Below are 21,266 nucleotides of genomic sequence, written 5' to 3' on the forward strand. Positions count from 1 at the left end.
CCGGGAGCCGTCGCCGTGAAGGTGGAGAACCCGTTCCGCACGGGACTGATCGGCACGCTCGGCGTGCTGCTGGCCCTGGCGATCGGCGCGGCGACCCTGCAGCTCGCGACGATCCTCACCTACGTCGTCGCGGCGGCGTTCCTGGCGCTCGGGCTCGACCCGCTCGTCAGCCAGCTGCAGCGGCTGAGAATGCCGCGGTGGCTCGCGATGCTGATCGCCGTCGTCGTCGTGATCGGCGTCGTCGTCGCCATCGCGTTCCTGATCGTGCCCGTCATCGCGACCCAGATCGGCAGCCTGGTCGGCGGCATCGCGCAGTTCGCGAACCAGTACCAGGGCTGGAACGACTTCGTCGACCAGGTGCAGAGGGCCGTCGGCGACTCCATCCGGGTGCAGCCGCTGATCGACCAAGCCGTCAAGTACCTGCAGTCGAACGCGGGCGTCATCACCGGCGGCGTGCTCTCGGTCGGCGTCGGCCTGATCGGCGGCATCGGCGGCGCGGTGGTCGTCGTGATCCTCACGCTGTACTTCACGGCGTCGATGAACGAGTTCAAGGCGGCGCTGTACCGCATGGTGCCGATGACCAAGCGCGGCCGGTTCTCCAGCATCGCGGAGCAGATCTTCTCCTCCGTCGGCAAGTACGTCATCGGGCAGGTCGGCCTCGCGCTCGTCAACGGCGTGCTGAGCTTCATCTTCCTGTCGCTGGTCGGCGCGAAGCTGCCCGCGGTCTTCGCCTTCATCGCGTTCCTCGGCAGCCTGATCCCGCTCGTCGGCACCATCTCCGCGGCGGTCCTGATCGTGCTCGGTCAGCTCGTGCTGTCGCTGTCCGCGGGCGGCACGGCGTGGCCGTCGTCCGGCCTGCCGCTGTGGCTCATCGTCGCCATCTACTACCTCGTCTACATGCAGGTCGAGGCGTACGTGCTGAGCCCGAACATCATGAACCGGGCCGTCAAGGTGCCGGGCGTGATCGTCGTGATCGCGGCCCTCGTCGGCGGCACGCTGCTCGGCATCCTCGGCGCCCTCATCGCGATCCCGGTCGCCGCCGCGATCCTGCTGATCATCGACCAGGTGGTCGTCCCGAAGCAGGCGGAGGCGTAGGGGCTCAGGCCTCGACGAGCGCCGCCGGCACCTCGGTCGGCAGCGGGGACGCATCCGGGCGCACGACCCGCACGACCTCGTCGAGCACGCGGCGCACGGCCGCCTCCCCCACCCACAGGTGCTTCGCGCCGTCGACGGCGACGAGCTCCGCCTCCGGCACCACCGCGAAGCGCTCCCGGGCCTCCGGCGGCCGCAGGTAGTCGTCGAGCTCCGGCACCAGCGCCACCAGCCGGCGGCCCGAGCCGTGCCAGCGGGCGAGCTCCGCCTCCGAGGTGCGGTGCAGGGGCGGCGAGAGCACGATCGCGCCCTCGATCGCGTGGTCGAGGCCGTACTTCAGCGCGAGCTCCGTGCCGAACGACCAGCCGAGCAGCCACGGCCGAGGCAGGCCGCGCTCGGCCGCGAAGGCGACCGCCGCGGCCACGTCGTACCGCTCCGCGATCCCGCCGTCGTACTCGCCCTCGCTCGTGCCGCGCGGGCTCGAGGTGCCGCGGGTGTTGAAGCGCAGCACCGCGAGGTCCGCGAGCGCGGGCAGCCGCGCGGCCGCCTTCCGCAGCACGTGGGAGTCCATGAAGCCGCCGTGCGTCGGCAGCGGATGGAGGCAGACGAGCGTCGCGACCGGCGGGCCGTCCCTCGGCGTCGCCAGCTCGCCGACGAGGGTGAGCCCGTCGGCGGTGTCGAAGGCCACGTCCTCGCGGTCCGCGACCAGCGTCGTGCCGCTGCGGATCTCGACGGGCGCGCTCACGAGACGCGCCAGCAGGCCGTGTGCCAGTGCCGCCGCGCCTCCAGGTCGGCCTGGTCGCCGAGCACGCCGTCGGCCCGCCACACCACGAGGTGCGCAACCCCCTCCGGCACCACGCCGCCGCAGCCGGGGCAGCGGTAGGGCTTCAGCGCCTGCGCGGCCGAGATCGGCTGCACGTGCCAGGAGCGCCCGCCGCGCTCCTCCTCGCGCGCCCCGCCGCCGATGCGGAGGGGCGGCGGCTCGTCGCTGTGGAACCGGTTGCGGCGCGGCACTGCGGATCAGTACCAGTTGAAGGCGTTGGAGTGCGCCCAGGCGCCGCAGGGGCTGCCGTAGGAGCCGGCGATGTAGCCGAGGCCCCAGGTGATCTGCGTCTGGTAGCTGTTCTGCCAGTCGCCGCCGGCAGTCGCCATCTTGCTGCCGGGCAGCGCCTGCGGGATGCCGTAGGCGCCGCTCGGGTTCGCGGCGTGCGTGTTCCAGCCGGACTCGCGGTTCCAGAGGCTGACGAGGCAGCTGAACTCGCTCGGCGCCCAGCCGCGGGAGGCGACGGCCTTCGCGGCGAAGGTCTGCGCGACGCCGGCAGGCGTCGTGTAGCTCGGCGCGCTGCTGCCGCCGGCGGCAGCGGCCGCGCTGCCGGCAGCGCCCTTGGCGGCCTGCTTCGCGGGCTCGGGATCCGGCGCCTCGACGACCTTGAAGGTGTCGCGCTTGATGTCGACCAGCACGTAGCCGCCGTCGATCTTGTAGCGCTGCACGCCCGTCGTCTTCACCAGGACCGGCTTCTGGTAGTACGGCGCCGCGGTCGCGCCCGCGTACGGGTCGATCGCGCTCACCAGCGCGATGCCGGCGCTGGCCATCACGGCGAACACGCCGAGCACGAGTCGGCCGCGCGATCGGCGCCGCACGGGAGCGGGCGTCTGCGGCGTCTGGAGCACGTTCGTCGCTTGCCTCATCACGATCCGGTAACCCTACCCGAGCCCCGATCGCGCCCCCGGACGCCACTCCGCGCCCCGCGGCGCTGTCTCGCAGGTCAGCGGACGGCGAGCATCGTCTCCACGAGGCCGTCGATCAGCAGGTCCACCTGCGCCTCGCTGTACCCGCCGCGCTTGGGGTGGAACGCGATGGAGCGCACCCGCTCGACGGGCACGTGCGAGCCGTCCTCGAAGTAGCTGCGCGCCTCGTGCGCGAAGCGGTCGACCTCGGGCACGGAGTAGCCGATGCGGGAGAAGCCCACCCGGCTGAACCGCTTGCCGTCCGGGCGCTCGAGGCGGCCGATGATCTCCTTCGCGAGCTGCCGGGTGCTCGCGTAGTAGGCCCGCTCCCCGCCCGCCCGCACGGCGGTCTCCCGCTCGCGCACCGCGAAGGCGTCCTCGAGGCGCTCCAGCGCGGCGTCAACGGCCGGCGTGGCGTAGCCGCCGCGCCGCATCGTGAAGGCCGTGCGCCGCACGTCCGCGGCCCGCAGGCCGCCGGCCTGCCGGTCGAACTCCGCGCGCGCCGCCGTGATGAAGCGGTCGACCTCCTGCGGGTCGTAGCCGAGGCGGCGGGCGGATTCGCGCGGGAACGTCGACGGCATGGGCGACATGATGCCCGAATGAGGGCTGCGCGCCCCCAATACGCGGGGTCCCGGCGTGTCCGCCGAGGGGCGCTCAGGTGGTCGCGAAGTAGAGCAGCAGCGCAACGGCCGCGGACGGCAGCACCGAGTCGAGCCGGTCGAGGATCCCGCCGTGGCCGGGCACCCACGACGACATGTCCTTCACGCCGATGTCCCGCTTGATCATCGACTCGCCCAGGTCCCCCAGCGTGCCCGTCAGCAGGATCACGACCCCGAACAGCGGCCCGAACCAGACGGGTCGGTCGAGCAGCAGCGGTGCGAGCACCGTGCCGATCACGATCGTGGCGACAGCCGCGCCCGCGAGCCCCTCCCACGTCTTCTTCGGACTGATCCGAGGCGCCATCGGGTGCTTCCCGAACCGGAGGCCCGACAGGTACGCGAAGACGTCGCTCGCCACCACGACCGCGAGGAAGGAGAGCGCCCACCACTGGCCGTCCGGCTGCGCGACGAGCACGACCGCGGCGCTGCCGAGCCCGGTGACGTAGAGCTGCACGAAGGCCGTCACGAGCACGTCGCGCCCGAGCGTGCGCGCGGGCACCGGCGACCGCAGCTGCGAGCAGAGGCGCCAGACGACCGCCGCGACGACCGCGAACACGATCGCCGCGAGCCAGCCGCCGGGCACCTGCGGCTGGGGCAGCCCGGCGCCGGCGCGGACCGTCTGCGTGGCGGCGGGCAGCACGGAGAAGTAGGCGACCGGCACGGCGAGCACGCCCACCAGGGCTGCGCCGACCCGCGGCACCCGGATGCCCGCGTGCCGGAGCGCCACGGCGAGCTCGGAGGTACCGAACGCGACGAGCGCGACGCCCAGCACGAGGAACAGCGGCTTCCAGAAGACCAGGCTGACGAGCGCCGAGCCGGCGAGCACGACTCCGAAGACGGTCGCGAACAGGATGTTCCGCCCGGACCGCTTCGTCAGCCGGGCGTTCGCCTCGTCGAACTGCGCCCGGGTGTGGCGCACCTGGTCGCGGAGGTCACCGCGCGTCGTACGGATCTGGTCCTGCAGGTCGGCGGTGCTCCGCGGCGGGCGCCGGGAGCGACCACGCGAAGGATCGCCGTCGGACACCTCTCAGACCTCGAGCAGTTCGGCCTCTTTGCGCTTCAGCGCCTCGTCGATCAGGTCGACGTGACGCTTCGTCAGCGCCTCCAGCTCCTTCTCACCGCGGGCGATCTCGTCGTCGCTGACCTCGCCGGTCAGGGAGTCGAGGTCGTCCTTCGCGGTGCGGCGGATGTTCCGCACGGACACCTTCGCGTGCTCGCCCTTCTCGCGGACGACCTTCACGAACTCCTTGCGGCGGTCCTGCGTCAGCTCGGGGATCACCACGCGGATGATCGACCCGTCGTTCGAGGGCGAGCCGCCGAGGTTCGGCGCCGTCGCGATGGCGCGCTCCATGTCCTTCAACGCACCCTTGTCGTACGGGGTGATGACGAGCATCCGCGCCTCGGGCGCCTGGATGCTGGCCAACTGTCCGAGCGGCGTCGGGGTGCCGTAGTAGTCGACGGGGATGCGCTGGAACAGCGCCGGGTTGGCTCGACCGGTCCGGACGGTGTTGAAGTCGTCCTTGGCCGACTCCACCGCCTTGTCCATGCGGTCGCCCGCCTCCTGCAGCACATCGGCGATCACGGCGACCCCTCTCGTTCCGAAGCCCTGGGAGTCTACAGGGCGCGCCCTGGCTCCAGGCCGACTGCGGCCTCAGGCCGAGACGAGCGTGCCGACCTCGGCGCCCCGGATAGCGGCGTCGATGGAGTCCGCGCCCTCGATGCCGAACACGCGCATCGCCATGCCGTTGTCCATGCACAGGCTGAAGGCCGTCGAGTCGACCACCTTCAGGCCCTCGCGCAGCGCCTCCGCGTAGGTGACGGTGTCGAGCTTCGTCGCCGTCGGGTCGGTGCGGGGGTCGGCGGTGTAGACCCCGTCGACGCCGTTCTTCGCGACGAGCACCTCGTCGGCGTGGATCTCGAGCGCGCGCTGCGCGGCGACCGTGTCGGTCGAGAAGAAGGGCAGGCCGGCGCCGGCGCCGAAGATGACGATGCGGCCCTTCTCGAGGTGCCGGATCGCGCGCCGCGGGATGTAGGGCTCCGCGACCTGCGTCATCGAGATGGCGGACTGCACGCGCGTCTGCACGCCCGCCTGCTCCAGGAAGTCCTGCAGCGCGAGAGCGTTCATGACCGTGCCGAGCATGCCCATGTAGTCCGCGCGCGAGCGGTCCATCCCGGCCTGGCTCAGCTCGGCGCCGCGGAAGAAGTTGCCGCCGCCGACGACGACCGCGATCTGCACCTCCTGCGAGGCCGAGGCGATCTGCCCCGCGATCGACTTCACGACGTCCGGGGCGACGCCGAACGTGCCGCCTCCCAGCGCCTCACCCGACAGCTTCAGCACGACACGACGCATGCGGACCCCCTTCGACCGCAGACGAGGCTAGCGGACCCGCTCCTCCCGCTTCACGGTGTCCTGGCGCAGCCGGAGCCCCTGACGACGGAGAAGCCCCGCCGTCCGGAGACGGCGGGGCTTCTCGAGGATCAGTGCTTACGCGCCGACCTTGATGCGCGCGAAACCGGAGACGGTCAGGCCGGCGTCCTTCAGGACCTTGCCGGTCGAGACCTTGCTGTCGCGGGCGTAGGGCTGGTCGACGAGCACGACCTCCTTGAAGAAGCCGTTGAGCTTGCCCTCGACGATCTTCGGCAGGGCGGCCTCGGGCTTGCCCTCGTTGCGGGTCGCCTCGGTCAGGACCTGGCGCTCGCGCTCGACGGCGTCGGCCGGGACGTCCTCGCGGCTCGCGTACTTGGGGTCGTAGACCGCGATGTGCTGCGCGACGGAGCGGGCCGTCTCTGCGTCCGAGCCGGCGTAGCCGAGCACGACGCCGACCTGCGGGGGCAGGTCCTTGCTGGTCTTGTGCAGGTAGACGGCGAAGTCCTCGCCCTTGACCTGCGCGACCGAGCGGAGCTCGACCTTCTCGCCGAGGAGCGCGGCCTCGTCGTTGATGTAGGCCTCGACGGTCTTGCCGTTCAGCGGGGCGGCGTTGCCGGAGGCGACGTCCGTCGCACCGGCGGCGGCGACGGCGCGGAGCACCTCGTCGGCGAGCGCGGTGAAGCGGTCGTTCTTCGCGACGAAGTCGGTCTCGCTGGCGAGCTCGATGAGGGTCGCGACGCCGTTCTCGGCGGCGGCGGTGACGAGGCCGGCGGTGGTCGAGCGGCCGGAGCGCTTCTCGACGCCCTTCAACCCCTTGACCCGCAGGATCTCGATCGCCTTGTCCATGTCGCCGTCGGCCTCGACCAGGGCGTTCTTGCTGTCGAGCATGCCCGCACCGAGGCGGTCACGCAGGGTCTTCACGTCAGCGGCGGTGTAGCTGGCCATTGCTGACTCCTTTCATGGTTCGTGAGGAACCGCCCGCGGCCGCCCGGCGCGATGTCTCGCAGCCGGACGGCCGTCGGCGGGGTCGGGACCGGGGTCCCGGCGGGATCAGGCGGAGGGCTCGGGGTCCTCGGTGGCGGCCGGGTCGGAGACCGCGGCGGGACGCTGCTGCTCGGCGGTGGTGCTCGCCAGCTCCTGCGCCTCGACGTCGGCCTCGGTCTGCGGAGCGTGCTGCGGGACGAGGCCCTCGGCACCGGCGGAGAGGTCGGCGTCGGCCTGGGCGTCGGCGTCGTTCTCCTCGACCGGCTCGGTCGGGGCGACCTCGGTCGTGGCCGGGGCGACACCGGCGGACGCGTCCGCCGGGTCGGCGACGACCGTGTCGATGCGGTCCTGCGTGTCCGCGGTCTGACCGGTGACCCGGTCGTCGACCTGCTCGACCTGGAGCGACAGCGCCTCCGGATTCTCGGTCGCCTGGAGCAGCTCCTGCTCCCAGGCCGCGAGCGGCTCGGCGTCGGCCTGGTTCGTGCCCTGGTGGCGCTGGATCAGGCCCTCGGCGGCGGCGTCCGCGATGATGCGCGTCAGCAGCGCGACGGAGCGGATCGCGTCGTCGTTGCCCGGGATCGGGTAGGCGAGCTCGTCGGGGTCGGCGTTCGTGTCGAGGATGCCGATCACGGGGATGCCGAGCTTCTTGGCCTCGTCGACCGCGAGGTGCTCGCGCTTGCTGTCGATGACCCACATGGCGCTCGGGGTCTTCGACAGGTTCCGGATGCCGCCCAGCGTCTTCTCGAGCTTGTCGCGCTCGCGACGCTGGATCAGCAGCTCCTTCTTCGTGTAGCCCTTGGTCGTGTCGTCGAAGTCGACGAGGTCGAGCTCCTTGAGGCGGTTCAGACGCTTGTGGACCGTCTGGAAGTTGGTGAGCAGACCGCCGAGCCAGCGCTGGTTGACGTAGGGCTGGCCGACGCGCGTCGCCTGCTCGGCGATGGCCTCCTGGGCCTGCTTCTTCGTGCCGACGAACAGCACGGTGCCGCCGCGGGCGACCGTCTCCTTGACGAAGTCGTACGCCTTGTCGATGTACGACAGCGACTGCTGCAGGTCGATGATGTGGATGCCCGAGCGCTCCGTGAGGATGAAGCGCTTGACCTTCGGGTTCCAGCGCCTCGTCTGGTGCCCGAAGTGGACGCCGCTGTCGAGCAGCTGGCGGATGGTGACGACGGCCACGGCCGTGCTCCTGTCTGCGCCCGTTCCGGGCGCGGTTCTCGGTTGTCCGCCGGACGCGCGGGTGCGCCGTCCGGCCCTGGCGCCCGGCGGCCCGACCGCCCTGCAGCCTGAGCTGCGGGACCGATGGCCGGTGCTGCGCATGGTGGGCGCGCGAAGTCACCTCGCGTGCGAGATGCGGCCAGCACTCTACCAGCCGCCCGCCTCCCCCGGGGCCGCGCCCCCGTGGCCGGGCGCGAGCACGACAGCAGGAACATCCGAGCGCATGAACAGGAAGGAACGACTTCAGCAGGAAGGAACGGGCCGGATCCTCCTGCTGAGGTCGATTCGTCCTGCTGTCGTGCTCCGCCTCGTCGGCAGCGGGTCCGCACCGGCTCCTCCCCAGGGCCGGAGGCGGTGCGGTCGGGCCCGCGGGACGAGCATGGCCCGGTGCTCCGGATCGCTGCGCTCGTCGCCACCGTCGGGCTGCTCGTCGCCTCCCCCGCGCCCGTCTGGTCCTGGCCCACGGCGTCGCACGCGGTGGTGCGCGGGTTCGAGGCGCCGGCGACGCCGTACGCGGCAGGACACCGCGGCATCGACGTGGCCGCGGAGGAGGGCGAGGCGGTCCGCGCGGTCGACGACGGCGTCGTCGCCTTCGCCGGGACGGTCGTCGACCGGGGCGTGGTCGCGATCGACCACGACGGCGTGCGCTCGAGCGTCGAGCCGGTCGACCCGGCGGTCCACGCCGGCGAGGTCGTCCGGCGGGGTCAGGTGGTCGGGCACCTCGCGACCGGTGGCCCGCATCCGCCGGGGGTGCTGCACCTCGGCGCCCGCGTGCGCTCGGGCGACGGCTGGGCGTACGTCTCGCCGCTGCTGCGGCTCGGCGGCGCGACGCGCGCGGTGCTGCTCCCCCTCAGCGCCTGGCCGGGGTGATCGTCAGCTGCGGGGGTGCGCCAGCCGGTAGCTCTCGGCGAGCCGCTCCATCGACACGTGCGTGTAGATCTGCGTCGTGCCGAGGCTCGCGTGGCCGAGCATCGCCTGCACCGCGCGCAGATCGGCGCCGCCGTCCAGCAGGTGCGTCGCCGCGGAGTGGCGGAGCGCGTGCGGCCCGGAGGGCCCCGACCCGGGCACCGCCTCCAGCAGCCGCGAGGTGAGCCGGTGCACGCTGCGCGGGCCGATGCGGCCGCCCCGGTCGCCGAGGAACAGGGCGGCCCCAGCCGCCCCGCCGCCCCGCTCGGCGAGCACCGGTCGACCGCGGTCGCGGTAGGCGCGGATCGCACGGGAGGCGGGCACGCCGAACGGCACCACCCGCTCCTTCGCGCCCTTGCCCGTCACGCGCACGGTGAGCGCGCCGAGGTCCACGTCGTCGAGGTCGACCCCGCACGCCTCCGAGACGCGGAGGGCGGAGCCGTAGATCAGCTCGAGGAGGGCGAGGTCCCGGAGCGCGGACGGGTCGTCCTCCGCCGCCCGCGCCTCGAGCCCTTCGAAGAGCTCGCGCAGCTGGTCGTTCCCCACCACGCGCGGCAGCCGGCCCTGCGCCTTCGGCGCGCGGAGGCGGGCACCGGGATCGGCGGCGATGCGCTCGGTGCGGTGCAGCCACGCGGTCAGACTGCGGACCGCGGCGGCGCGGCGCGCGATGGTGGCGCGGGCGAGCTTGCGCTCCGTCGCCTCCCACAGCCAGTCGCGCAGCAGCTCGAGGTCGACGCCGTCGATGTCCTCGACCTCGCGGGACGCAGCGAAGCGGATCAGGTCGGCGAGGTCGGCGCCGTACGCGTCGATCGTGTTCGGCGAGTAGGCGCGCTCGTGCTCGAGGTGCCGCCGGTGGACCGCCACCGCCTCCGTCAGGCGCATGCCCGCAAGCGTGCGTCATCCGTCCGTCGCAGGGCGCGCGACCCTCCGACCGCGGCCGGGCAGGCCGGCGCTCGAGCTCGACCCTCGGGCTCAGTGCTCGACGTCGACGCCCATGGTCGTGAAGACGTCCTCCGGCGTGCTGTCGAGCACGTGCTGCGGATCGGCGGGCAGCGCGGAGTAGCCGACCCGGCCGTCGTCGTACAGCGACAGGAGACCCGCGGCGCGGGCGCCGTCGACGGCGATCACGCCGCCGCCCGGCTTCGTGAGCCGGATCGTGTAGGCCGTGGCGGGCGCGACGTGCACGGGCACGCCCGCGAACACTGAGCTGGTCGCGTAGTGCAGGTGGCCGCCGAGGATCGCCCGCACGTCGCTGCCGGCGAGCGCCGCCTCGAGCCGGTCCTGCTCGGTGAGGTGCAGCCGGGCCATGGCGGTCACCTCGACCGGCACCGGCGGGTGGTGCAGCGCGAGCACGGTGCCGTGCTCGGCGGGCTCCGCGAGCACCGCGCGCAGCCACTCGGCCTGCGCCTCCGTCACCGCGCCCTCGACCCGGCCGGGGATGGAGGTGTCGAGGGTCACGAGCCGCAGCCCGCGCACCTCGAGCACGCGGTCGAGCGGCTCGTCGGTCGCGGGCTCGCCGAGCAGCGCGGGTGCCATCGCGGCGCGCACGTCGTGGTTGCCGACCGCCCACAGCACCGGCCAGCCGGTGCGCTGCGTCGTCTCCCGCGTCACGGTGGCGGCGGCGACGTACGCGTCCGCCTCCCCGTGGTCGGCCACGTCGCCCGTGTGCACGAGCGCGTCGATCGGGATGCCGCTGCCCTCGAGCGCGGCGAGCGCACCCGAGTACGTGGCGGCGGGGTGCACGGTGCCGTGCATCGAGCCGGAGGCGGTGAAGTGGCTGTCGCTGACGTGCCCCACCCGATGGGTGGCGATGGGCTCCCTGGTCACGCGGGGGACGCTATCGACCTCCCCTGACGCCGCCTCTCGGCATCGAGCGGCGGAACGCTCGGCCCCGCGGCTCACGGGCGCGACCACCCGCCCGGACCCTCGACCGCGGAGCCGCCCAGCGAGAGCATGCCGAGCGCGGCGCCCGTGTCGGCGACGCTCAGACCGGCCCTCGCCGCGAGGTCGAGGACGGTGCGCGGCCGCTTCGCGAGCACCTCGAGCACGCGGCGCTCGTGCAGGTCCTGCGGCGCCTCCAGCGCCTCGAGCCCGTCGAGCATCACCGCCTCGTCCGGATCGCGGGCGAGCTCGGCCATGTCCGCGGCGTCCCGCACGAGCACGGCCCCGTAGTCCCGCACGAGCACGTGGGTCCCCGCGGAGGTCGCCGAGTAGACCGAGCCCGGCACGGCGCCGAGCGGCCGGCCGAGCTGCGCCGCGTGTCCGGCGGTGTTCGTCGCGCCCGAGCGGGCACCGGCTTCCACCACGACCGTCGCCCGGGACAGCGCAGCGATGATGCGGTTCCGCTTCAGGAAGCGCTCCGCCATCGGTCGGGCGCCGCACGGCATCTCGGACAGCACGACGCCCTGCCGGGCGATGCGGTGCAGCAGCTCGACGTGCTGCGCCGGGTAGAGCCGGTCGAGCCCGCCGGCGAGCACCGCGACGGTCAGCCCTCCGCTGGCCAGGGCGGCCCTGTGCGCCACGCCGTCGATGCCGATGGCGCCGCCGGAGACGACGCCGAAGCCGCGGTCGACGAGCCCGCAGGCGGCGTCCGTGGTCACGCGGTCGCCGTAGGCCGTCGACGACCGGGCGCCGACGAGCGCGACCGACCGGCCGAGCGCGGGCAGCGGCCCGGAGGGCGCGAGCGCCCAGAGCGCGAGCGGGGCGTGCAGCCCCAGGTCCGCGAGCCCGCCCGGCCAGTCGGGGTCGCCCGGCAGGAGCAGCCGGGCGCCGAGCTGCGCCGCGTTGCGGAAGGCGCGCGCGAACGCGCCGTCGTCGACCCGGGGCGCCCAGCGCTCGAACGCGCGCCGGACCTCCGGGTTCGGCGACGGCGGCGCGTTCCGTCGGAGGGCGTCCAGCGCGTCGACCGCCCCGAGCGTGGCGACCAGCGCTCCGGCGACGCCGTCGCCCGGCTCCACGAGCGCGGTCCAGGCGCCTGCGGCCAGGACCGCTGCCGGGTCGTCGTCGGCGCCGCCCGGCCGGACGGCGCGCACGAGGTCCTCGAGCGCGGTGGTGGTGGTGCTCATGCCCCGGGGCTCCGCATCGTGAGGGCCCGCCCGATCTCGGCGCGGCCCGGCCGATCGAGACCGCCGAGGTCCGCGAGCGTCCACGCCAGCCGCAGCACGCGGTCGTGCCCGCGGAGCGTGACCAGCCCGCGCTCGAGCGCGGCGTCGAGCGGTGCCCGGGCGCTGTCGGCGGGCTCCTGGTCGCTGTGGCGCAGCCAGACGCCCGGCACCTCGGCGTTGATGGACCAGGGCGTGCCCGCCAGGCGCCGCGCGGCGCGGTCCCGAGCCGCCAGCACCCGCTCGCGGGCGGCCGCGGTCGTCGTGCGCGGCAGCTCGCGGGAGAGGCGCAGCTCGGCCTTCGTCACCCGGTCGACGTGCAGCCGGATGTCGATGCGGTCGAGCAGCGGCCCGGACAGCCGCCCGAGGTAGCGCTGCCGCGCGGAGGCCGGGCAGGTGCACACGCCGTCGGTGGAGCCCCACTGCCCGCAGGGGCACGGGTTGGCCGCCAGCACGAGCTGGAAGCGGGCGGGGAAGTCGGCCCGGGCGGCCGCACGGTGCACGGACACCCGGCCGGACTCGAGCGGCTGCCGGAGGGAGTCGAGCACCGAGGGCGAGAACTCGGGCGCCTCGTCGAGGAAGAGCACGCCGCCGGAGGCGCGCGTCACGGCGCCCGGGCGGATGCGGCCGCTGCCGCCGCCGATGATCGACGCCTCCGACGCCGTGTGGTGCGGCGCCTCCCAGGGCGGCCTCGCGTGCACGCGGTCGACGCCGTGCCCGGCGAGGGAGGCGATGCTCGTCGCGTCGAGCGCCGCGTCACCCGTCAGGTCGGGCAGCAGACCGGGCAGCCGGGTGGCGAGCATCGTCTTGCCGGCGCCGGGCGGACCGGTCATCAGCAGGTGGTGGCCGCCCGCGGCCGCGACGACGAGCGCCTCGATCGCCTCCACGTGGCCGACGACGTCCGCCAGGTCGGCGGCGGTCCGCCGCTCGCGTCGGACCGGCGGTCCGGGCACGGGCTCCACGTCGACGGGGTCGAGCGGCGCGCCGTACCGGATCGCGAGCGCCCGAAGGCTCGGCACGGCCACCACCTCGATGCCGTCGACGAGCGACGCCTCCGCCTCGCTCGCGGCGGGCACCACGATGCGCGAGCGCCCGGCCCGCACGGCGGCGCGGACCGCGGGCAGGACCCCCGGCACCGGTCGCAGCCGACCGTCGAGCCCGAGCTCGCCGAGGAAGACCGCGTCACCCACGGCCTCCCGCTCGATGGATCCGGTCGTGCCGAGGACCGCGACGGCGATGCCGAGGTCGAAGCCGGAGCCGTGCTTGGGCACCGCGGCGGGCGACAGGTTCACCGTGAGGTGCCGGGACGGCATCTCGAACCCCGAGTGCTCGACCGCGCTGCGCACGCGCGCCTGCGCCTCCCGCAGCGCCGTGTCCGGCAGCCCGACGAGCTTGAGCGCGGGCTTCTGGTTCGTCAGCGCCGCCTCGATCTCGACGATCCGGCCGGTCAGCCCCTCGAGCGCCACCGCGGCCGCCCGGGCGGTCGATGCGGGAGCAGCGGGCGACGCGCTCGCCACCGCGGCGCTCATGCCGCGGCCCGCAGGTGGTCGACGAGCGCCTGCTCGTTCCGCGGCAGCAGCACCCCGACGAGGTCGATGCGGGTGCTCCGCGCCCGCACGCCGCGGTGCGCCCGACGCCAGGCGCCGGCCAGCACGCACAGCCGGGTCAGCTTCGCGTCGTCCACGGCCTCCAGGGGGTCGCCGTAGGCGCGGCTGCGCCGGGTCTTCACCTCCACGACCACGAGCTGCGCGCCGTCGAGCGCCACGATGTCGATCTCCCCGGACGCGCAGCGCCAGTTGCGATCCACGATCCGGTACCCGAGCGCCGTCAGGTACGCCGCCGCCTCGTCCTCACCCCGTCTGCCGAGGTCGTCCTTGTCCGCCACGGCCAGGACTGTGCCGGGCGAGGGCGCCGCCAGGACCACGTGCGGCGGCGTGGAACGAGGACGGCTCGATCCGGCCCTGGGGAGGAGCGTTCAGCGGCCTCCGCGATGCGGCGGAGGTGTCATGCGTCCTGACGCAGGAACTGCAGCAGGACGAGCTCGGAGTCCTGGAACCAGTCGAGACGGGTGGCCGGTGCTGCCGGCGGAACGACGTTGACGAGGAGCACCAGGCGCCCCGCGTGCCCGAGCGCCACGTCCCACGGGACCGGGTGCCGGTCGGGGAACGTCCCCCGCGCACGGCGGACCCCCGTCGCCGCCTCGACGAGGCTCACCGCACTGCTCTCCACGAGGTCCACCAGGTGGCGCCCCGGCTGCGGGACGGGCTCCCCCGACGCCGAGAGGCGGAGGGCGGACACGGCACCGAGGTCCTCGGACGTCAGGTTCCACTGCTCGAGCGCGAACGGGGTGACCGCCAGCCCGGGAAGGCCGACGGGCGTCGAGACGAGTCTCGTCCACGCCGCGATCCTCGCCATCCGGTCACCTCAGCAGACGTCGCACCGAGTGGCGACCCGCATCGATCCTCGTCGAGGAGGACCGGTCAGCGGCCCCGGCGGAGGCGGACGAGCGGGATCTCGCGGTCGCCGGCGCGCTCCTCGTGCTGCACGAGGAACGGGAAGCCGGCGGTCAGGTCGCGCCAGACGCGCGCCCGTTCCTCGCCCTCGAGGACCTCCGCGACGGCCTCCGCCGAGCACCCGTCCGGCGTCTCGACCGTCACCCGCGGGTCGGCGAGGAGGTTGACGAACCAGGCCGGGTGCTCCGCCGCCCCCGCGTTGCTCGCGACCACGAGGGGATCCCCCTCCAGGTCGACGAACATCATCGGCGCGGTCCGCCTCGTCCCCGACCGCCGCCCGGTCGTGGTGAGCAGCACCAGCGCGTCGCGGTGCAGGCCCTCGATCTGCTCGCCGGCCCGGAAGCGGCGGATGACGTCGTCGTTGAACGCCAGCATGTCCATGGCGCCACTCTGCCGAGCGCGGCGCGCAGGCGCGAGCCCCTGCACCCTTCTCCATGCAGGAACCGGGCCGCATCGGACGAGGCGGGCGTGCACGGACGCCGAGGACGTCCGGCAGCGCCCGCGATCGGCGAGCGGTGGGCGCTACTCGTCGAGCGCGAGCTCCTGCGGCAGCTCCAGCTCCTTGGCCGACAGCTCCTCCACGTTCACGTCCTTGAACGTGAGCACGCGGACGCTCTTCACGAAGCGGTCGGCGCGGTAGACGTCCCACACCCACACGTCGTGCATCTGCAGCTCGAAGTAGAAGTCGTGCTCGGTGTCCCGGCGCGTCAGCTCGACGTCGTTCGCCAGGTAGAACCGGCGCTCCGTCTCCACGACGTACTTGAACTGGCTCACCACGTCGCGGTACTCGCGGTAGAGCTGGAGCTCGACCTCCCGGTCGTAGTCCTCGATCTCGTCGTCGTCCATCGTCCGACGATCCTACGTTTCGTCGGCGGCGTCCGCGGCGGATGCGGAGACGGCGTGCAGCCATGTGCGGCGGTGCCAGTCGCACGGCCCGTGCTCGCCGATCGCGGCGTAGTGGTGCTTCGACGCGTAGCCCTTGTTGCTGCGCCAGCCGTACACGGGGTGCTCGTCGTGGCGGTCGATCATCAGGGAGTCGCGGTGCACCTTCGCGACGACGGAGGCGGCGGACACGGAGGCGCAGTCGCGGTCCGCCTTGATCCGCGTGACCACCTGCGGCAGCACCGGCAGCCCGGCCGCGATCAGCCCCGGCGTCAGCCAGTCCCAGTTGCCGTCGAGCAGCACGACCGCGCCGCCGAGGCCCACGCCGAGCGCGAGCAGCCCGCCCAGCGCCCGCGCGCCGGCGAGGCCCAGGCAGGCGGAGATGCCGGAGCCGTCGATCTCGTCGTTGCCCGCGAGGCCGACGGCGGAGGCGGCGGTCCAGGCGCGCACGCGCGGTTCCAGGGAGACGCGGTCCGGCTCCGGCAGCAGCTTCGAGTCGCGCAGGCCGTTCGGGATGCGCTTGCGCTCCGGGTCGAGCACGGCGACGCCCACGCCGACGGGACCCGCGATCGCGCCGCGGCCCACCTCGTCGCAACCGATGACGAGCGTCGCGCCGGAGGCGAGCAGGGCGCGCTCGACCGCGAGCCCGGGAGGACGACCCGCGGTCATCCGCTCGGCGCCCGGACCCCGTCGAAGGTCTCGGGGTAGTCGGAGAGCCACGACCAGTGCGACAGCGGCCAGGAGATGACGAAGGCGCGCCCGACGACGTCGGACATCGGCACGAAGCCCTTGGTCGCCGTGTCGGGGTGGAACCGCGAGTCGGCCGAGTTGTACCGGTTGTCGCCCATCACCCACAGGCGGTCCTTCGGCACGACGACGTCGAAGGTCTGGCCGGAGACGGCGCGGCTGCCCGGCTGCAGCACCACGTAGGGCTCGTCGAGCGGCGTGCCGTTGACGCTCATCTGCCCGAGGGCGTTGCAGCAGACGACGTGGTCGCCCGGCAGCCCGATGACGCGCTTCACGAGGTGGTCGTTGGCGTCCTGCGTGGACAGGCCCACGAGGGAGGCGATCCACTCGCCGGCGGCGGACACCGGGTTCGACGGCGGGGCGACCTGGTCGCCCTCGAGCCAGCCGCCCGGGTCCGTGAACACGACGACGTCGCCGCGCTGCAGCGGGATCAGACCGGGCACCAGCTCGTTCACGAGGATGCGGTCGCCGACCTGCAGCGTGTCCTGCATCGACTCGGAGGGGATGAAGAAGGACCTGATCAGGAACGTCTTGATCAGGAACGAGGCGAGGACCGCCACGACGACGATGACCACGAGGTCCCGCAGGAACCCCGCGGCGCCGCGGCCCGGGCGTCGACCGGATCGCTCCGGTGCGTCGCGCGGCGGGCTCTGGACCATGTCGAGAACGACCCCTCCCGCACCCCGCGCGCAGGTCGGTCGACCTGCGCGCGGGTCAGTGTACGGGGGCGGGTGAGCGCCGGGACTCAGGCGTCCCGCTTCTCCTTGATCTTCGCCTTCTTGCCGCGCAGCTCGCGCAGGTAGTAGAGCTTCGCGCGTCGGACGTCACCGCGGGTGACGATCTCGATGTGGTCGATGACCGGGGAGTGCACCGGGAAGGTGCGCTCCACGCCGACCTGGAAGCTGACCTTGCGGACCGTGAAGGTCTCGCGCACGCCGGCGCCCTGGCGCGCGATGACCGCGCCCTGGAACACCTGGATGCGGCTGCGGGTGCCCTCGACGATGTTCACGTGCACGCGCACGGTGTCGCCGGGGCGGAAGTCGGGGACGTCGGAACGGAGGCTGGCGGCATCCACCGCGTCGAGCAGCTGACTCATTCGGTACTACTTCCTGGGCGCGCCGCCGGTCGGCCCGCATCGGGGCGCTGGGATCAGCGCCGGGAGAAAGGGTGCCGCGGACTCATGGAGGTCCCCCAGGCGGCAGGAACGGCCGCGGCACGATCGACCATTGTGGCACACCGGGCGCGTCGGGGGCCTGCAGCGCGTGATCGGCGCCCTGCTCGGGCGCCCGGACCGGCTCCTACCGCGAGGAGGGCTTGATGACGACGTACTCGCCGGCGTCGATCGGCGCGCGCGCCGCGGGCGCCTGCGGCGGGCGGCCGAACGCGGTCATGGTCGCCTGCATCCGCTCGCGCACGTCGCGGACGAGGAGGCGGCCGCCGAGCCAGAAGCCCCCGATGGCGGCGACGGCTGCGAGCAGCCCGAACCACGCGGAGGCGGGGCCGAAGAACCCGAAGCCGATGACGCCGACCTGGTAGGCGGCGAGCACGCCGACCGCCGGCAGGTCGAGCGCCCTGCTGCGGCGCACCCCGGCGCGCGCGGAGAACAGCAGCGCGAGCCCGAGCTCGACGACGAGCACGAGCGGTGCCAGCAGCACGACGCTGAGCAGCCCGCCGACGGACGCGCCCCACACGGCGTAGCCGAGCAGGAGCCAGAGGGGCAGCACGGCGGCGGCCGCGAACTGCCAGGCGAAGAAGGCCCGACGAAGTGCCATGCGGCGAGACTAGATCCGCACCGGCGCTCCACCGAGGGTGTTCGCCCAAGGCAGAGGGTCCTCATGGGCACCGCTCGGGCGGCGGTCGCTCGGACCGCCGCCGCGCCCGTGCCGGTCTAGGGTCTTCTGGGCTGAACGAGGAGGCACCGTGATCGAGCTGCGCACCCCCGCCGAGATCGAGGCGATGCGACCGGCGGGCCGCTTCGTCGCCTCCGTCCTCGAGCGGCTGGCCGCCGACGCCGCCGTCGGCATGAACCTGCTGGAGCTGGACCGCATCGCCCACGGCATGATCCGGGACGCCGGCGCGGAGAGCTGCTACATCGACTACCACCCCTCCTTCGGCGCGATGCCGTTCGGGAAGGTGCTCTGCACGTCGGTGAACGACGCGGTGCTGCACGGCCTCCCCCACGACTACGCGCTGCAGGACGGCGACGTGCTGAGCGTGGACTTCGCCGCGAGCGTCGACGGCTGGGTCGCCGACAGCGCGGTCACCGTCATCGTCGGCACGCCCCGCCCGCAGGACGAGCGCCTCATCGCGACGACGCGCACCGCGCTCGACGCCGCGATCGCGACCGCGCGGCCCGGCTTCAAGCTCGGCGACGTCTCCGCCGCGATCGGCGACGTGTGCCGGGCGGCCGGCTACTCCGTGAACCTCGAGTTCGGCGGCCACGGCGTCGGGCGCACGATGCACGGCGACCCGCACGTGCCGAACGACGGCCGGCCGCACCGCGGCCTGAAGCTCAAGCCGGGCCTCGTGCTCGCGATCGAGCCGTGGCTGCTCGAGACGACCGACCGCATCTTCACGGACCCGGACGGCTGGACCCTCCGCAGCCAGGACGGCTCCCGCGGGGCCCACAGCGAGCACACGATCGCGATCACCGACGGCGACCCGATCGTCCTCACCGCCCGCGACTGACGCGGTTCTTCATCTTCACGGAGTTCTGGCACGCCAGAACTCCGTGACGATGAAGAACAGGGCTACTCGGGCGGCAGGAGGTCCGGGCGGACCCGGCGGGTGCGCTCGAGCGCCTGCTCGTGGCGCCACCGTGCGACGGCGCCGTGGTCGCCGGAGCGGAGCACCGCGGGCACCTCGCGCTCCCGCCACACGGCGGGCTTCGTGTACGACGGGTACTCGAGCAGGCCGTCCTCGTGGCTCTCCTCGGTGAGGCTCTCGGGGTTGCCGATGACGCCGGGCAGCAGCCGGCCGACGGCCTCCACGATCGCGAGCACCGCCACCTCGCCGCCGTTCAGCACGAAGTCGCCGAGGCTGATCTCCGCGACCCGGGCGCGGGAGGCGGTGTCGTCGACCACGCGCTGGTCGATGCCCTCATAGCGGCCGCAGCAGAAGACGAGGCGCCGCTCCCCCGCCAGCCGCTTCGCCGCGGCCTGGTCGAAGGGCGTGCCCGCCGGGGTCGGGAAGACGACGAGCGGGTCGTCGTCGTCGGCGAGCAGCGCGTCGAGGGTCTCGCCCCACGGCTCGGGCTTCATCACCATGCCGGCGCCGCCGCCGTAGGGGGTGTCGTCGACGGTGCGGTGCCGGTCGTGCGTCGCGTCCCGCAGGTCGTGCACGTGCACGTCGAGCAGGCCGGACGTGCGCGCCTTGCCCAGCAGCGAGACATCGAGCGCCGCGAAGAACTCGGGGAAGATCGTGACGACGTCGAGCCGCACGGTCAGGACCGCTCGGTCGACGCGGTCCCGTCGTCCTCGGCGTCCGGCTGCTCGGCGGCCTGAGCGCCCTCCTCGTCGGACGAGGCGGAGTCGGGCTCCGGCTCGGGCTCGTCGTCGATCGGCTCGAAGAGGCCGTCGGGCGGCGTGACGACGACGCGGCCGCCGTCGAGGTCGACCTCGGGCACGATCGCGCGCACGAAGGGCACGAGCACCTCGCGGTCGCCGAGCTTCACGACGAGCAGGTCCTGCGCCGGCAGGTGCTCGAGGCGGTCGATGGTGCCGAGGGTCTCGCCGTCGCGCACGACGTCGAGACCGACGAGCTGGTGGTCGTACCAGGCGTCGGGCTCGGCGACCTCCTCCGGGTCCTGGTCGACCCAGAGGATCGCCTTGACCAGGCTCTCGGCGGCGGTGCGGTTGGCCACGTCGACGAAGAAGCCGACGGGCATGCCGTTGTACCAGCGCAGCTCGGCGAGCTCGAGGCGCTTGCCGTGCCACGGCGACGTCTCCGGCACCTGCAGGGAGAACGAGGCGCCGGGCGTGAAGCGGCGGTCCGGGTCGTCGGTGAAGAGCTCGAGCTTGAGCCCGCCCTTCAGACCGTGGGCCTTGGTGAGGCGGCCCACGCGGAGCTGCGTCTGCGCAGCGCGGTTGCGGCCCCCGACCCGATCAGCGGCGGCCACGTCAGCGGTCGACGTCGACGACGTCGACACGGACCCGGCGGCCGTCGGCGAGCGCGGCGATCACGGTGCGCAGCGCCTTCGCGGTCCGGCCGGAGCGGCCGATCACGCGGCCGAGGTCGGCAGGCGCGACCCGCACCTCCAGCACCTCGCCGCGGGGTGACTCGTGCGACGCCACGCGGACGTCGTCCGGCGAGTCGACGATCCCCTTGACGAGGTGCAGGAGGGCGGATTCGAGCATCAGGAGTTCTCGACCTGCTGCGGCGTCTCGTGCTCGACGGTCGAGGAGGCCTCGGCGTCGTCGACGCGCACGTCGTCAGCGGCCTCGTCCGCGACGACCGCGGCCTTGGCGTCGGCGAGCGACTCCTTCGAGCGGACGACGGAGCCCTTCTTGGCGTCGGGCGTGAAGGCGACCTTCTCGTCCTTGACCTGCACGGTGCTCTTGGCGTTCGCGTCGCCCTTGAAGCGACCCCAGTCGCCGGTGAGCTTCAGCAGCGCCGCGACCTGCTCGGTCGGCTGCGCGCCGACGCCGAGCCAGTACTGCGCGCGGTCGGAGTCGACCTTGATGACGGAGGGGTGCTCGGTCGGGTGGTACTGACCGATCTCCTCGATGACGCGGCCGTCGCGCTTGGTGCGCGAGTCGGCGACGACGATGCGGTAGTAGGGGGCCCGGATCTTGCCGAGCCGCTTCAGGCGGATCTTGACAGCCACAGTTCGTGGTTCCTCACGTGAGTCGATGCGTTGACGATCCGCTGCGCCGGGGGCGTGGGGCACACCCGGCGAAAGGACCAAGAAGTCCGTCCACGAGCCTGATAGAGGGTCGAAGCTCGCGGACCCGACTGGACATTCTGCCAGACCGCGCCGCTTCCCGCTCCCACCCCCGCGTGTCCCGCCCCTCCGTCGCACCGACAGCATCCGCGACGTCCGACCAGGAGCGCGCGCGATAGCGCGATCCGC

Annotated in this window: 28 protein-coding genes; 3 read left to right on the forward strand and 25 right to left on the reverse strand. The window is 73.6% G+C overall.

The features are described from left to right. Positions 1-15: 15 nt before the first annotated feature. On the forward strand, positions 16-1,095 hold the full coding sequence (locus ABEA53_RS08875; RefSeq protein WP_345480754.1) for an AI-2E family transporter: 1,080 nt from the start codon (positions 16-18) through the stop codon (positions 1,093-1,095). 4 nt (positions 1,096-1,099) lie between these two features. On the opposite strand, the gene ABEA53_RS08880 is transcribed toward ABEA53_RS08875, so the two are convergent. The 9 genes from ABEA53_RS08880 to rpsB form a co-directional block, all read right to left on the reverse strand. Next, positions 1,100-1,837, reverse strand: a complete 738-nt coding sequence (locus tag ABEA53_RS08880; protein WP_345480755.1) for an alpha/beta hydrolase — start codon at positions 1,835-1,837, stop codon at positions 1,100-1,102. Beyond that, complete coding sequence (locus ABEA53_RS08885; protein ID WP_425550611.1) at positions 1,834-2,106, reverse strand: hypothetical protein; 273 nt, start codon at positions 2,104-2,106, stop codon at positions 1,834-1,836. Before ABEA53_RS08885 ends, ABEA53_RS08880 begins: the two co-directional genes overlap by 4 nt. Before the next feature lie 6 nt (positions 2,107-2,112). Further along, positions 2,113-2,781: an aggregation-promoting factor C-terminal-like domain-containing protein gene (locus ABEA53_RS08890; RefSeq protein WP_345480756.1), complete on the reverse strand. Its 669-nt coding sequence runs from the start codon at positions 2,779-2,781 to the stop codon at positions 2,113-2,115. Between the two features lie 77 nt (positions 2,782-2,858). Next, positions 2,859-3,401: a DivIVA domain-containing protein gene (locus ABEA53_RS08895; protein ID WP_345480758.1), complete on the reverse strand. Its 543-nt coding sequence runs from the start codon at positions 3,399-3,401 to the stop codon at positions 2,859-2,861. A gap of 73 nt (positions 3,402-3,474) precedes the next feature. Further along, positions 3,475-4,398, reverse strand: a complete 924-nt coding sequence (locus ABEA53_RS08900; protein ID WP_345480760.1) for a phosphatidate cytidylyltransferase — start codon at positions 4,396-4,398, stop codon at positions 3,475-3,477. Positions 4,399-4,506: 108 nt separating this feature from the next. Then, positions 4,507-5,061, reverse strand: a complete 555-nt coding sequence (frr, locus tag ABEA53_RS08905) for a ribosome recycling factor (RefSeq protein WP_345480761.1) — start codon at positions 5,059-5,061, stop codon at positions 4,507-4,509. Positions 5,062-5,130: 69 nt separating this feature from the next. Further along, a complete protein-coding gene (pyrH, locus tag ABEA53_RS08910; RefSeq protein WP_345480762.1) occupies positions 5,131-5,829 on the reverse strand; it encodes a UMP kinase in 699 nt (232 codons plus the stop codon). Positions 5,830-5,964: 135 nt separating this feature from the next. Continuing rightward, positions 5,965-6,792: a translation elongation factor Ts gene (gene tsf / locus ABEA53_RS08915; protein WP_345480763.1), complete on the reverse strand. Its 828-nt coding sequence runs from the start codon at positions 6,790-6,792 to the stop codon at positions 5,965-5,967. 105 nt (positions 6,793-6,897) lie between these two features. Beyond that, positions 6,898-8,007, reverse strand: a complete 1,110-nt coding sequence (rpsB, locus tag ABEA53_RS08920) for a 30S ribosomal protein S2 (RefSeq protein WP_345480764.1) — start codon at positions 8,005-8,007, stop codon at positions 6,898-6,900. Between the two features lie 426 nt (positions 8,008-8,433). On the opposite strand from rpsB, the gene ABEA53_RS08925 reads away from it, so the two are divergent. Then, complete coding sequence (locus ABEA53_RS08925; protein ID WP_345480765.1) at positions 8,434-8,916, forward strand: peptidoglycan DD-metalloendopeptidase family protein; 483 nt, start codon at positions 8,434-8,436, stop codon at positions 8,914-8,916. Positions 8,917-8,919: 3 nt separating this feature from the next. Here ABEA53_RS08925 and ABEA53_RS08930 read toward each other — a convergent pair whose 3' ends face one another. From ABEA53_RS08930 to ABEA53_RS08985, 12 genes are all read right to left on the reverse strand, one after another. Continuing rightward, positions 8,920-9,834: a tyrosine recombinase XerC gene (locus ABEA53_RS08930; protein WP_345480766.1), complete on the reverse strand. Its 915-nt coding sequence runs from the start codon at positions 9,832-9,834 to the stop codon at positions 8,920-8,922. 90 nt (positions 9,835-9,924) lie between these two features. Then, positions 9,925-10,779, reverse strand: a complete 855-nt coding sequence (locus ABEA53_RS08935) for a metallophosphoesterase (RefSeq protein ID WP_345480767.1) — start codon at positions 10,777-10,779, stop codon at positions 9,925-9,927. A 71-nt stretch (positions 10,780-10,850) separates the two neighbouring features. Beyond that, on the reverse strand, positions 10,851-12,017 hold the full coding sequence (dprA, locus tag ABEA53_RS08940) for a DNA-processing protein DprA (RefSeq protein ID WP_345480768.1): 1,167 nt from the start codon (positions 12,015-12,017) through the stop codon (positions 10,851-10,853). Beyond that, on the reverse strand, positions 12,014-13,582 hold the full coding sequence (locus ABEA53_RS08945) for a YifB family Mg chelatase-like AAA ATPase (protein ID WP_345480770.1): 1,569 nt from the start codon (positions 13,580-13,582) through the stop codon (positions 12,014-12,016). The genes dprA and ABEA53_RS08945 overlap by 4 nt, the downstream gene beginning before the upstream one ends. After that, positions 13,579-13,938, reverse strand: coding sequence for a YraN family protein (locus tag ABEA53_RS08950; RefSeq protein ID WP_345480771.1), 360 nt, complete (start codon positions 13,936-13,938; stop codon positions 13,579-13,581). The genes ABEA53_RS08945 and ABEA53_RS08950 overlap by 4 nt, the downstream gene beginning before the upstream one ends. Before the next feature lie 119 nt (positions 13,939-14,057). Next, positions 14,058-14,468, reverse strand: a complete 411-nt coding sequence (locus ABEA53_RS08955) for a hypothetical protein (RefSeq protein ID WP_345480772.1) — start codon at positions 14,466-14,468, stop codon at positions 14,058-14,060. 65 nt (positions 14,469-14,533) lie between these two features. Then, on the reverse strand, positions 14,534-14,947 hold the full coding sequence (locus ABEA53_RS08960) for a nitroreductase/quinone reductase family protein (protein WP_345480773.1): 414 nt from the start codon (positions 14,945-14,947) through the stop codon (positions 14,534-14,536). 141 nt (positions 14,948-15,088) lie between these two features. Beyond that, positions 15,089-15,412 (reverse strand): DUF2469 domain-containing protein, encoded by a 324-nt coding sequence (locus ABEA53_RS08965; RefSeq protein ID WP_345480774.1) that lies wholly within the window; start codon positions 15,410-15,412, stop codon positions 15,089-15,091. 12 nt (positions 15,413-15,424) lie between these two features. Further along, positions 15,425-16,117, reverse strand: a complete 693-nt coding sequence (locus ABEA53_RS08970) for a ribonuclease HII (RefSeq protein ID WP_345480775.1) — start codon at positions 16,115-16,117, stop codon at positions 15,425-15,427. Continuing rightward, the gene (gene lepB / locus ABEA53_RS08975; RefSeq protein WP_345480776.1) at positions 16,114-16,854 is read right to left on the reverse strand and encodes a signal peptidase I; all 741 of its coding nucleotides are present in this window, start codon (positions 16,852-16,854) and stop codon (positions 16,114-16,116) included. Before lepB ends, ABEA53_RS08970 begins: the two co-directional genes overlap by 4 nt. A gap of 86 nt (positions 16,855-16,940) precedes the next feature. Further along, positions 16,941-17,291 (reverse strand): 50S ribosomal protein L19, encoded by a 351-nt coding sequence (gene rplS, locus ABEA53_RS08980; RefSeq protein WP_345480777.1) that lies wholly within the window; start codon positions 17,289-17,291, stop codon positions 16,941-16,943. 202 nt (positions 17,292-17,493) lie between these two features. Continuing rightward, entirely contained in the window at positions 17,494-17,967 is a 474-nt protein-coding gene (locus ABEA53_RS08985; protein WP_345480778.1) for a hypothetical protein, read from the reverse strand. Between the two features lie 148 nt (positions 17,968-18,115). On the opposite strand from ABEA53_RS08985, the gene map reads away from it, so the two are divergent. Next, the gene (gene map, locus ABEA53_RS08990) at positions 18,116-18,883 is read left to right on the forward strand and encodes a type I methionyl aminopeptidase (RefSeq protein ID WP_345480779.1); all 768 of its coding nucleotides are present in this window, start codon (positions 18,116-18,118) and stop codon (positions 18,881-18,883) included. Positions 18,884-18,945: 62 nt separating this feature from the next. Here the strand turns inward: map and trmD are convergent, their stop codons facing one another. From trmD to rpsP, 4 genes are read right to left on the reverse strand one after another with little or no spacing between them, the layout of a single operon-like run. Beyond that, positions 18,946-19,635, reverse strand: coding sequence for a tRNA (guanosine(37)-N1)-methyltransferase TrmD (gene trmD / locus ABEA53_RS08995; RefSeq protein ID WP_345480780.1), 690 nt, complete (start codon positions 19,633-19,635; stop codon positions 18,946-18,948). A gap of 2 nt (positions 19,636-19,637) precedes the next feature. Beyond that, positions 19,638-20,312, reverse strand: coding sequence for a ribosome maturation factor RimM (rimM, locus tag ABEA53_RS09000; protein WP_345480781.1), 675 nt, complete (start codon positions 20,310-20,312; stop codon positions 19,638-19,640). Between the two features lies 1 nt (position 20,313). Then, positions 20,314-20,550, reverse strand: a complete 237-nt coding sequence (locus tag ABEA53_RS09005) for an RNA-binding protein (RefSeq protein WP_345480782.1) — start codon at positions 20,548-20,550, stop codon at positions 20,314-20,316. Then, positions 20,550-21,020, reverse strand: coding sequence for a 30S ribosomal protein S16 (gene rpsP, locus ABEA53_RS09010; protein WP_345480783.1), 471 nt, complete (start codon positions 21,018-21,020; stop codon positions 20,550-20,552). The genes ABEA53_RS09005 and rpsP overlap by 1 nt, the downstream gene beginning before the upstream one ends. Positions 21,021-21,266 lie beyond the last annotated feature (246 nt).

This window comes from Amnibacterium soli, from assembly GCF_039544415.1.
GTDB lineage: Bacteria > Actinomycetota > Actinomycetes > Actinomycetales > Microbacteriaceae > Amnibacterium > Amnibacterium soli.